Source organism: Nonomuraea sp. CX421 (assembly GCF_059358955.1).
Map to the genome: position 1 here is coordinate 233,647 of NZ_JCADBK010000006.1, position 11,770 is coordinate 245,416.

9 protein-coding genes are annotated in these 11,770 nt (G+C 70.8%); 2 read left to right on the forward strand and 7 right to left on the reverse strand.

Annotated features, from left to right (window positions below; genetic code table 11):
- The first annotated feature begins 414 nt into the window (after positions 1-414).
- Positions 415-1,425, forward strand: a complete 1,011-nt coding sequence (locus tag AC5L3X_RS14265; RefSeq protein ID WP_494857382.1) for a terpene synthase family protein — start codon at positions 415-417, stop codon at positions 1,423-1,425.
- Here the strand turns inward: AC5L3X_RS14265 and AC5L3X_RS14270 are convergent.
- From AC5L3X_RS14270 to AC5L3X_RS14280, 3 genes are all read right to left on the reverse strand, one after another.
- Positions 1,335-3,380, reverse strand: coding sequence for an ATP-binding protein (locus AC5L3X_RS14270; RefSeq protein ID WP_494857383.1), 2,046 nt, complete (start codon positions 3,378-3,380; stop codon positions 1,335-1,337). The genes AC5L3X_RS14265 and AC5L3X_RS14270 overlap by 91 nt on opposite strands.
- Positions 3,381-3,710: 330 nt before the next feature.
- On the reverse strand, positions 3,711-4,559 hold the full coding sequence (locus AC5L3X_RS14275; protein ID WP_494857384.1) for an ABC transporter permease: 849 nt from the start codon (positions 4,557-4,559) through the stop codon (positions 3,711-3,713).
- Entirely contained in the window at positions 4,556-7,090 is a 2,535-nt protein-coding gene (locus AC5L3X_RS14280) for an alpha/beta fold hydrolase (protein ID WP_494857385.1), read from the reverse strand. Before AC5L3X_RS14280 ends, AC5L3X_RS14275 begins: the two co-directional genes overlap by 4 nt.
- A gap of 185 nt (positions 7,091-7,275) precedes the next feature.
- Between AC5L3X_RS14280 and AC5L3X_RS14285 the strand changes: the two genes are divergently transcribed.
- Complete coding sequence (locus AC5L3X_RS14285) at positions 7,276-8,445, forward strand: hypothetical protein (protein ID WP_494857386.1); 1,170 nt, start codon at positions 7,276-7,278, stop codon at positions 8,443-8,445.
- On the opposite strand, the gene AC5L3X_RS14290 is transcribed toward AC5L3X_RS14285, so the two are convergent.
- The 4 genes from AC5L3X_RS14290 to AC5L3X_RS14305 all read right to left on the reverse strand — a co-directional run bounded on the left by AC5L3X_RS14290 (position 8,403) and on the right by AC5L3X_RS14305 (position 11,761).
- The gene (locus AC5L3X_RS14290) at positions 8,403-9,440 is read right to left on the reverse strand and encodes a copper resistance D family protein (protein ID WP_494857387.1); all 1,038 of its coding nucleotides are present in this window, start codon (positions 9,438-9,440) and stop codon (positions 8,403-8,405) included. The genes AC5L3X_RS14285 and AC5L3X_RS14290 overlap by 43 nt on opposite strands.
- Positions 9,437-10,069 carry a copper resistance CopC family protein gene (locus AC5L3X_RS14295; protein WP_494857388.1) on the reverse strand — a complete coding sequence of 211 codons (633 nt, stop codon included), beginning with the start codon at positions 10,067-10,069 and terminating at the stop codon, positions 9,437-9,439. Before AC5L3X_RS14295 ends, AC5L3X_RS14290 begins: the two co-directional genes overlap by 4 nt.
- 81 nt (positions 10,070-10,150) lie before the next feature.
- Positions 10,151-11,095: an AurF N-oxygenase family protein gene (locus tag AC5L3X_RS14300; protein ID WP_494857389.1), complete on the reverse strand. Its 945-nt coding sequence runs from the start codon at positions 11,093-11,095 to the stop codon at positions 10,151-10,153.
- A 66-nt stretch (positions 11,096-11,161) separates the two neighbouring features.
- Positions 11,162-11,761, reverse strand: a complete 600-nt coding sequence (locus AC5L3X_RS14305) for a TetR/AcrR family transcriptional regulator (RefSeq protein ID WP_494857390.1) — start codon at positions 11,759-11,761, stop codon at positions 11,162-11,164.
- Positions 11,762-11,770 lie beyond the last annotated feature (9 nt).

Below are 11,770 nucleotides of genomic sequence, written 5' to 3' on the forward strand. Positions count from 1 at the left end.
GTGACACTTTGCTGATGCCCGCGGCTTATCACGGTGACGCCGGGACACCCATCGAGCACGGTGCCGGCCGGAGCGGCGCGAACGAGCGTGGCCAGAGATCGCTTACGGGCGCCGTGTTCAAGAAGAAGCCTGACGTGGTCAGAGCGTTGTCCGACGCGGGAGCCGGCCCGAGGATGGGAATCCATCCCCGGCGGAACACCCTCAAGATATGCGCGAACAATGAGTTCTACCATGCAACACGGCAAAACCATTCATAATATGACATTTCAGGAAATAGTAGCGAACTAAACCAGCATGGCCTTTCAAACGCTCCATCGTCATGCTGTGTGAATGGCTACTTCTGCGCATTCCTCCCCTGGTGGACGACCTCTCCGGATCCCTCCGCTGCCATGCCCGTTTCCCAGTGACATCAACGTGCATGCCGCGGAGGTCGACGCGGAGAGCCACGCCTGGCTGGCCGCCTCCAAGATGCTTGACGGGCCCAAGATGATCGAGCACTTCCGGCGCTCCAGAATCGGCCTGCTGGCCGCACGGACGAACCCCACCGTCCCGCGCGACAGCCTCAGGTTGATCAACGACTGGTACAACTGGCTCTTCGCGTTCGACGACGCCTTCTGCGAGGGAGCATTGGGACACCGCGCCGCCGCGCTCGCCCGCGCGCTGCCGCCGCTCCTCGAGATCCTCGACGGCCGCAGGAAGCCGGACGGCGACGACCCCTTCGGCCGTACGCTGCACGAGCTCTTCCACCGCATCTCCGCGACCGCCACCCCGGCCCAGGTGGACCGCTGGCGCATCACGGTGAAGGAGTATCTCTTCGCGCAGATCTGGGAGGCGGCCAACCGCGAGGCCGACCTCATCCCCACCCCCGACGAGTACGTCCTGATGCGGCGCATCACCGGAGCCACCTACACCTGCTTCGCCCTGATCGAGGTGGGCGGCGGCTACCGGCTCGAAGCGGAGGAATGGCATCACCCCGACGTGCGCGCGCTGTCCGAGCTCGCCTGCGACCTCATCGGCTGGGACAACGACCTGCTGTCGTACGCCAAGGAGCGCGGCAAGGACAACGCCAGGCACAACCTCGTCACCGTACTCGCGACGCACCGGGCCTTCACCCTGCAGGAGGCGCTGGAAGAGGTGTCGAGGATGCACAACGACGTGATCGCCGCGTTCCAGGCCCGGCTCGGGTCACTCGAACACTGGGCCACGCCGCCGGTCCGCGCATACGTGCGGGGCCTCGAACACTGGGTGCGCGGGCACATTCAGTTCTCGCTCGGCAGCACCCGCTACATCCACGCCTGGCCCACCGGGACCCGATGGCCGGAGGCCGGAGGCCGTCAGTCTCCGGGGGAGTCCAGCTCGCCCAGGGCGAGCGAGGACGCCTCGTCGAGGTCGAGCCTGCAACCTTCGTCGAAGAGGTTTCTGTAACGCGACTCGCCCAGCGCCTTCTGGCATTCCTTGACGCACTGCTCGTGGTCGGTGGTCAGGAACGGAGCCCCGAGCATCGGCAGGCCGGCGGTCTTCCAGTTCTGGTGCAGGGCGCCCAGCAGCCGGGCGGCCAGGGTCATCTCCTCGGCCGCCGCGAAGACCCTGGCCGTGGTCTCCAGCACCAGCAGCGTGCCGAGCGTGTCGTGGAAGTGGCGTTTGATCCGCAGAGCCTCCCGCGCGCTCTGCAGGGCGTCTTCGGTATGGGCCGTGGCCAGACGAGTGATCGACAGCGCCCACTGCGCGTAGGAGCTCACCCACAGCTCGCCCCGCTCCCTGCACACCTGCAGGCAGTCGGTCAGCAGCGACTCGGCTTCGAACAGCTCGCCCTGCGACGTCAGCACGATGGACAGCTCGACGATGGCGGGCAGCAGCCCCGGGTTGAGCTCCTTGTTGTCGGTGTTGAACTCGATCGCCACGCCCAGCAGCGCGCTGGCCTTCTGCAGGTCGCCCTGCAAAAGGGCGGCGGTGCCCTGCATCTTGGAGGCGAGGATCACCGCCTTGGAGTCGCCGACCCGCACGGCCTCGGTGCTGCACTGCTCGGCCGCCTGCAGCGCGCCCGTGCTGTCGCCCTGGGCGCTGCGGACGTAGGAGAGCACCCAGAGCGCCTTGCACCGCTCCTTGCTCACGCCCGGGTTGGCCTGGAGCGCCCGCTCCAGGTAGAGGCGACCCTCGCGGACGAAGCCGCAGCACACCCACATGAACCACAAGGACGACAGCAGGGTGAGCGCCAGCAGGGTCTCGCCGGGCGTGCGCAGCGCGTGCTCAAGCGCGACGCGCACGTTGTCGTGCTCCTGCCGCATGCGGACGAACCAGTAGATCTGCCGAGGACCCGACCAGGCGTCCTCACTGCGCCCCGCCAGGGCCAGGTAGTACTCGAGATGCTTGTGGCGCATCTGCTGGGTCTGCCCGAGCTTGTCCAGCCACTCCTCGCCGTACTCGGCCAGCGTGTCGATCAGCTTGTAGCGGACCCCGGCATGGTTGCTCCGGATCAGCAGGATGGACTTCTCGACCAGGCCGGTCACCAGATCGGTGATCGCCTCGGACGGCAGCCGGTCGTCGGAGCAGACGGACCTGGCCGCGTCCAGCTCGAAGTCGCCGGCGAAGACGGACAGCCGCGCCCACAGCAGCCGCTCGGCCGGATCGCACAGCTCGTGGCTCCAGCCGATGGCCGCGCGCAGCGTCTGATGCCTCGGCAGCGCCGTCCGGCTGGCCCCCGCGAGGAGGCTGAACCTGTCGGTCAGCAAGCCGAGGATCTGGTCGACCGACAGCGCCCGCAGGCGCACCGCGGCCAGCTCGATGGCCAGCGGGATGCCGTCGAGCCTGCGGCACAGCTCGGCCACCGCGCCGATGTTCTGCTCGTCGAGCGTGAAGTCGGGCACCACGGCGCCGGCCCGGGCGGCGAACAGCTGGACGGACTCGTTGGTGAACAGGCTCTCGGCCGGATCGTCGCCCGGCACCAGCAGCGGCGGCACGGGCACGACGTGTTCGTACGGCAGGTGCAGCGACTGGCGGCTGGTGGCCAGGACCTTCAGATGGGGATTGCTCTCCAGCAGCTCCTGGACCAGCTCGGCACAGCCCTGGACGAGATGCTCGCAGGTGTCGATGATCAGCAGCATCCGCCGGTCGCCGACCCACTCCGCCAGCGACTCGGACTCGGCCCGCGAGGACTGGTCGGCGATGCCCAGGGCGGACGCGATGGTGTGCCGGACCATGCCCGCGTCCTGCAGCCGCGCCAGATCGGCGAACCACACGCCGTCTTCGTACTGGGACCTGATCTGGTGGGCCAGCCGCAGCACGGTGCGGGACTTGCCCACCCCGCCGATCCCCGTGACCGTGACCAGGCGCGACTCACCGAGGTGGCGCTTGAGGTTGGCGAGCAAGCGCGTGCGACCCACGAAGCTCGTCAGCTCCGCTGGAAGATTGCCTTCTCGCCGCCAGCCTGTCGGGGTGGCCATGGGCTGCCTCACGAGGGGTAGGCGAACACCTGCCCAGGCATCGTACCTCTGGAGATCCGGGCTGTCCGGACGCCGACGCGGCCCGCGGGAGCGACTTTGTTCCTCTCGGTAGCATGTCTACCGTGAGTGAATTTCTCCCTGAGCAGTCGACCGACGACACCGACCTCGGCTGGGGCGAGTGGCAGGAGGACGACTCCGACGCGTTCTATCTGGACGACAAGCCCCCGCACTGGGCGGCCTGACCCGGGGCCCGGCATCGGGCCCCGAGACCTAGCTGACCACGTCCTTGCGGCGGAATCTCCGGAAGGCCACCGCGATGAGGATGGCCGCGTAGGTCACCGACACCGAGGCGCCCTTGGCCATCCCGCTCCAGTCGAGCTCCGGCGCGAGCGCGTCGAGCCAGGCGGTGTTCCAGAACGTGGGCAGAAACTCCCGCAGCGTCCCCAGCGCCTCCACGGCCTGCAGGATCGTGCTGACGATCCACAGGCCCACCGCGCCGCCCACCGCGCCGAGCGGAGAGTCGGTGACCGTGGAGATGAGGAACGCCAGCGCCGCCACCACCAGCTGGCTGACCAGCGCGTAGCCGATCACGATGCCGAAGCGCGGCAGCACGTCGAGCGCCGGGATCGTCTCGCCCGTGCCGGGCACCTGGATGTCGTGCCAGCCGAACGCGAGCGTGCCCGCGAGCAGCGCCATCAACGGCAGGCAGATGACGGCCGTCGCCGAGTAGCCGAGCGCCACGATGAGCTTCTGCCGCAGCAGCCGGTCACGCGGCACCGGGGCGGCCAGCAGGTAGCGCAGGGACGACCAGCTGGCCTCGCTGGCCACCGTGTCGCCGCAGAACAGCGCCACGGCCACCACGAGCAGGAAGCTCGCCGACACCGACAGCACGAACGCCGCGAAGTTGAGCCCGCTCGCCGAGGCGAGGTCGGAGATGCGCAGCGACGCCTGCTGCTGGCCGGCGCCCTGCGGGCCGAACTGGAACGCGATCACCAGGATCCACGGCAGCGCCAGCAGCAGCCCGAACATGACCAGGGTGCGCCGTCGTTTGAACTGCCTGACGATCTCGACCCTGAGCGGGAGGGTCCGGCGGGGGGCGTAGCCCGTCGCGGCGGTCACGACTTGTCTCCGATGAGGTCGAGGAACACGTCTTCGAGGCGCGGGCCGTGCCCGTTGGTCGGCACGGCCTCGCTGAGCAGGACGGACACCGGCCCGGTGGAGACCAGGCGGCCCCGGTGCATGACCACCACGTGGCTGCAGGTCTGCTCCACCTCGGCCAGCAGGTGGCTGGACACGATCACCGTGCGGCCGTCGCGCGCGTAGCGCTTGAGCACCTCGCGCATCTCCCGGATCTGGGGCGGGTCGAGCCCGTTGGTCGGCTCGTCGAGCACCAGCAGGTCGGGGAGGCCGAGCATGGCCTGGGCGATGGCCAGCCGCTGGCGCATGCCCTGAGAGTAGGTGCGGACCGCCCGCTCCAGCGCTTTGCCCAGCCCCGCGATCTCGAGCGCCTCGTCGAAGCGGGCGTCGGCGGTGGGCCGGCCGGTGGCGGCCCAGTAGAGCTCGAGGTTCTCCCGCCCGGACAGGTGAGGCAGGAACCCGGGCCCCTCGACGAACGACCCGAGCCGGGACAGCACCGGCGCCCCGGACGACACCGGGTCGCCGAAGATCCGGATCTCGCCCGCGTCGGGCTGGATGAGGCCCATCATCATCCGCATCGTGGTGGTCTTGCCGGCCCCGTTGGGCCCGAGCAGCCCCAGCACCTGGCCCTGCTCGACCCGGAACGACAGCCCGTCGACGGCGAGCTCGCCGTTGCGGTAGGCCTTGGTCAGCCCGATGATCTCCAGCGGCACCCCGGGCTCGCCGGCCCGCTCGGCCGGGTCGCCGCCGGAGCGGCTCCGCCCGCGGCCGGTGGCCAGCACGATGGCGGCCACCACGATGGAGGCCAGCGGCAGGGCCCACACCCACCAGGCCACCCCGGTCGCGGGCGCCGCGAGCGCGCTGACCGTGGGCACGGTCAGCGCGGGCGAGGCCAGGCCGATCTGGTAGGAGGCCGGCTCGGCGGGAGTGGCGTATCCCATGTCGGTCGTCGCCACCGTCAGCCGCAGCCGGTGCCCGACGGCGAAGGCGTGGTCGACGGCGGGCAGCGTCACGGTGGCCTCGACGCTGCTCTGCCCCTCGGGAATGGTCACGCGGAACGGCGCCACCAGCCCGGCGGGCAGGGTGGGCGGCTGGGCGCTGTCGGACACGTCGAAGAGCTTGGCGAACAGCGTCACCTGCCCCTTGCCCGAGACCTTGATCGTGGCGGTCGGGCTGCCGGTGAGCTGCAGGGGCGTGGTCAGCGGAGCCGACTCGAAGGAGGCGCTCTGGCCCGGCATGTCGAGCGAGACGCTCACGTTGCTCTGGCCGCCGCCGCCCAGCAGGCCGCTGACGCCCGGCACCGTCGAGATCGAGGCGGGCGCGCCGCCGGGCGGGTTGACCACCGGCTGCTCCGGGCCCGACAGCGTGACCGAGGTCGTGGCGGTGCCGCCGAGACCGGGGTAGGAGGCGGCCTCGGGGTGCAGGCGGATGCGCTGGCGGGTGCCGGGGTCGCGGCCGCCGTCACGGGTCACCGTGAACGGCCGGGCCACGGCCGAGCCGTCGTCCTTGAGGTAGTGGCCGAACCAGGCCGTCGTCTGGTCGTGCAGCCAGTCGGCCTCGCCGTTGCCGCCGTCGTGACCGCCGTCGAACCAGGCCAGGCTCACCGGCGTGCCCGCGGCGGCGATCGCCCGGGCGTTGGCGTCGGCGTGACCGAGAGGGAAGAGCGAATCGCGCTGCCCCTGGATGAGCAGTGTCGGCGCCTTCACGCGGCCGGCCACCGTGACGGGACTGGACTGCCGCAGCAGCGCCACGGCCTCGGGAGTGGCCTTGCCGGTCTCGGCCACCTGCTGGTAGATGTCGCAGATCGCGGGCAGGAACCGGCCGCAGCGCGCCTCCTCCGCCGAGAGCGGCTCGGGCTGCCGGGTCAGCGCCTCCAGGCCCTGGATCGGCCCGCCGCCCCTGCCGAAGAAGAAGCCCGCCCACATGCGCTTGAACACGCCGTTCTCCGGGCCCTGGCCGGTGGCGTCGGGGAACAGCGCGTCGGCCAGGTCGGACCAGGTGATCTGGGGGACGATCGCGTCCACCCGGCTGTCGTGGGCGGCCGTCATCAGCGCAATCGACCCGCCGTAGGAGCCGCCCGCGATGCCGACGCGCGGGTCGCCTGCGGCGTCGAGCCGGACCTCGGGCCGCTTGGCCAGCCAGTCGATCAGCTGCTTGACGTCCTTGACCTCGTAGTCGGGGGAGTTGAGCGCGATCTGGCCGGTCGACCGGCCGAACCCGCGCGCCGACCAGGTCAGCACCGCGTAGCCGTCCTGCGCGAGCCGCTGCGCCTGGAGGCGGACGCTCTGCTTGCTGCCCCCGAAACCGTGCGCGAGCAGGACCGCCGGAGCCTTGCCACCGTCCGGTGGAGCGAAGAAGGTGGTGTCCAGCTCCACTCGCTGGTCGTCGGCGGGCCCGTCGACGACGGAGATCCTCTGCTCCTGGCCACGCACTTCGGGCGCGGACGGCCAGATCCCCCAGACCGCCACCCCGACGAGCGCAAGCACCGCGACGAGCGCGGCCACACGTTTCATGGCGCGAGCCTACTTTCCCCACCTGAGAGATCCCTGAGACGACCGGCTCGGCCGAGAGGACCGCGATGCCCCTGCCGTGCCGGCGGATCCGCCTCACCCCGGACGTCCGGAACGGCCACGGGCATCCGCCCCCGCGGCCGAGACCGCACTGCTGAAACCGCGCGGCGGCCCATAGGATGCTCGCCGTGAGAACACCAGCCATCGTCAGCGACGCCGTCGCCTGGGCCGCCCCGCACTGGACCAGAGGCCAGGCGGGTCGCGAGACCCCGCCCGACCTGTTCAGGGTGCTCTACTACGGCTGGCTGGTGGCGCTCACCCTCAAGCTGCTCGGCTCGGCCTGGGACGTGTCGTGGCACTTCAAGTGGCTGCGTGACGACCTCGCGCCGCCGCACCTGCTCAACTCGGCGGGCACGGTGCTGGTCCTCGCGCTGACGATCGTCCACGGCTACACCGGCTACGGCGTCGACAAGGCGGCGCTCCGGCTGATCCAGTGGGGCACCGGGGTGTTCCTCGTGGCGGTGCCGCTCGACCTGATCAACCACCGGGTCAACGGGCTCGACATCACCTCGTGGAGCCCGTCGCACATCATGCTCTACGCCGGGACGTTCCTCATGATCGCGGGTGTGATCCGCGGCTGGTTCATGGGCGCGCCCGCGGGCAGGGAGCGCACCGTCGTGCTCGGCGCCTTCTTCGCGTTCTTCCTGGAGAACGTGCACTTCCCCGAGCAGCACCAGGAGTACGGCATCCTGTCGATCGGCGCCTGGGACAACGGCACGACCTACGCCGAGCCGATCCTGCTGAGGTTCGCCGCCGACCAGATGGGCCGGCCGATCGACCGGGTGATGATGACGGGGTTCGCGCTGCCGGTCCCGGACGTGCTGTATCCGGTCTACGCGGTGGTCGCCGGTCTGGCCGTGCTGGTCGTGGCCCGGATGATGATCGGCAGATTCGGCGCGGCGACGCTGGTGGCCGCCGGTTACGTCGCTTTCCGCACGCTGATCTGGCCGCTGCTCACGTTCACCGGCTTCCCGCCGTCGGCGGTGCCGTTCTTCCTGGTGATCGGCGGGCTCTGCGTCGATCTCGCGTTCGCGGTGCGGATGCCGGTCGTGCGCGCGGTGCTCGGGTCGGCCATGGTGACGGCCGCCGTCTACGCCGCGCTGGCCGCGCAGAGCACGCTCATGGGCCAGGTGTACGGCACGCTCACCGGCCAGTCGGGCCTGCTGGGCGCCCCGCCCCTGGTCATGTCGTCGGCCGTCTGGGCGGGGGCCGGGCTGCTGGCCGTCTGGCTGGTCTGCGAGTGGCTGGCCCGGCGTCAGCCGATCGAGGCGCGGGTGATCGCTACGGCCACGCCGTAGGCCAGGCCCATCACGGCCAGCTCGGCCGTCGCCCAGGCGACCACGGCGGTGGTCGCGCCCCGGCGGATGCCGGGCAGCAGCCGGAAGCGGATGTGCGCGGCCAGCGGCACCAGCAGCGCGGTCAGGGCCACCTTGGCCACGACCAGCAGGCCGTACTCACTGGTGACGATCGCGCCCGGCAGCTCGACGCCGGGCGTGAGCGCCATCGTGCCGAGCCCGCTGATCAGCCCCGACAGACCCACCAGGAGCAGGCACCCGGTGGCGACCCGCGAGAACCGGGGCAGAGCCACGGCCAGCAGGTCCTTGCGCGGCGCGACGAACACCACGACCGCGATCAGGCCGCCCGTCCAGACCGCCGCGCCCATCACGTGCGCCTCCATCGAGATCATGATGGGGTCGTGCCAGACCGAGTCGACCGCGTGACCGGTGACCGGGAGGGGCAGCAGCCCGAACAGGGCCACCACGATGCGCAGCTCGGCTGGCACCTTCTCGCCGAACCGCACCGCCATCAGCCCGATGCCGGCTGCGGCCAGCGCGCACGCGGCGCTGAACAGCAACCCCTGCCCGGTGCCGACGGTGTCGACGTAGCCCGCGATCATGCCGAGGGTGGGCACGCCGCCCGGGTTGAGCTCGGCCGTCTGGAACACGATCGTGAGCAGCGCGCACGCCGCCCACGCCCACGCGGCGGTGACCGTGAGCGGCCGGACCCGGCGCATGACGGGCTCGGTGCGCTCCGGATCGTCGTAGCCGAGCAGCTTGGACAGCAGGCTGAGGCCGACCACGGCGACCGCGGCGATGTCCAGGAGCACGCGGACGACCGGCAGCCCGACGGTCACGACGGCACCCGGCAGCGGGATGCCCGGCACCGCCTCCTGCGCGGTCAGCGTGCCGGCCACCACGGCCGCCACGATCGCGCCCACCGCGAAGGCCCCCGCCGCCGCCCATCCGCCCGCCCGGCCCTCCGCTCGCCTGGAAACGGCGGTCGTGACCGTCACGCCGGGCCCTCCCCATCCGTCGCCGGGCCGGGACCCGACCGGCGCAGGGCGACCGCCGTGCCCACGGCCAGGATCAGCAGCGCGCCCACGATCCACACCACGGCCATGCCCGCTCCGCCGTTGGCCGCCGCCTCGGCGGCGTCGGCGGCGTCGGCGGCGTCGGCCCCGACCTCCTGCCGCGCCGGACCGGCCTGTGCCGCGTCCGCTTGTGCTGGGTCCGCCTGCGCCGCGTCAGGCTGTGCGGCGTCCTGCTGTGCGGGGCCGGTGGGGGTGGAGGCCAGGGTGAAGGTGATCTTGCCGGTGACCGGGTGTCCGTCGGCCGACAGGATCCGGTAGCCGACGACGTACGCGCCTCCCGGGGGCAGCGGCCTGACCTTGACGGACACGCGCTCGGCGGCCACCGTGGCGGCGCCGCCGGCCCAGGACGAGCCGTCGGTCCCGGTCACGCCGATCTGCGCGTAGCCCCGGCGTACGGGCTGGTCGAACACCAGCGTGATCCGCTCGGGAGAGGCGGACAGCGTCGCCCCGTCCTTGGGGTCGCTGCTCACCAGCACGTTGTGCGCCAGGGCCGGGGGGGAGATCCACAGCCCGGCGCAGACGAGCAGCAGAACCGTGAGTAGCCGCCTCACCGATCAGCACCTTCCGTAGGAGGTCATGCGACCTCCATGGTCCCACCCATGACGGACGGCGGCGCCCGTGTGCGGCGGCGGTCAGGCCCAGATGCCCATCAGCTTCCAGAGGCGCCTGCTGAGGGCGTTGACCAGGCCGACCTCCACGCACAGCTCACGGGTCCGGCTCACCGAGTCGCGGATCTCCTGCCGGGCGGCCGGGTTGCGCACGTAGACCTCGGTCACGACGTTCAGCGGAATCCCGAACCGCTTGATCATCGGCCCGGGCGGAGCCAGCATGATCCTGGCCATCACGCCGAGGATCACCGGCGAGATCAGGCTCAGCAGGAAGCGGCGGTGCCGGGGCATCCTCGGCACCCGGTCGCGCAGGTAGTGCCGGGCGAAGGAGATGTGCCTGGCCTCCTCCGCGATGTGGATGCGCATGATGATCTCCTCCAGCGGATGGTGCGGCCGGTCGTCCTTGAGCACCCTGCGCTGGACGTGGTCGATCGGGTCCTCGCCGCCCAGCACGAACACGAAGAACAGCTCGGTCGAGATCAGCGGGATCCACGGCGTCACCTGAGCGATGGCCGACAGAGGGCCGGGCATGCCGCGGATCGGGAGCTTCGTACGGTTGACGAACTCCTGGAACATCATCCCGTGATGTCCCTCTTCGATGGTCTCGTGGTAGACGTAGCGGAATTCGGGTGAGCCGTTGGGCAGCCGGTAGGCGAAGTTCAGCAGGCCCCTCTTGAGCAGGTTCTCGAACTGCAGCCCGATCTTCATGGCCGTGGCGACCCGCCACAGCCCGATCAGCGCGCGCGTCTCGGGGGGCTGGCGCCGGTACCAGGGATGACCGCCCAGCTTGTCGACGTCCGGCAGCTCCCAGCGCGGGTCGGTCCGGTCGATGAGGAAGCCGGGGTCGTCCCACGGGATGTCCCGATACGGCTCCCAGTGCTTGTCGACCGAGGCCTTCGACAGGCGTTCGATGACCGTCTCGTAGGCGCTCCGCTCGCTGGCGGTGGTAGAGCTCGGGGCGGGTGTCATCGCGTGCGCTCCTCTCCTCGCCGCTAATTGTACGAAGCATCCAATAAGAGCGGAAGGGGGAGGGTTTCACAGATCGGCGACGGACAGGCCGAGCTCCGCGGCGGCGGCCGTACGGACCAGATGGTTCACCCGGCGCCGGGACAGCGTGCGGGGATGCACGTTGTTGTGGATCGCGAGCCCGTCGATGAGCGAGAAGATCCGCCAGGCGGCGTCGTCGGGATCGGCGCAGACGAAGTCGCCGGACTTGACGCCGTCCTGGATGATCCCGCACAGCACCGTCCGGCCCTGCTCGTCGAGGCTGCGTGAGATCTCCTCGAGGTCCCGGCTGCGCATCGCCTCGGCCCAGGCGTCGATCCAGAGCCGCCACCCGTCCGGCGAGCCGTTGGGCGAGCAGCGTCGCAGCAGTGTCCGCAGGCGGTCGAGAGGCGGCCGTTCCAGGCGCTCGATCTCCTCCAGCGTGTCGCGATGCTGGCGGGCCGCGTAGTCGAAGGCCTGGGCGAAGAGCCGATCCTTGGTCTCGAAGTGGTAGAACAGCAGCGCCTGGCTCACGCCGGCGGCCCGGGCGATGTCGAGCGTCCTGGTGTGACCGAACCCCCGTTCGGCGATCACCTCGCAGGCCGTCTTGAGTAAGTCCTCGCGCCTTAATCGGCTGAAACCTGGAGTCACAGCGGGCCA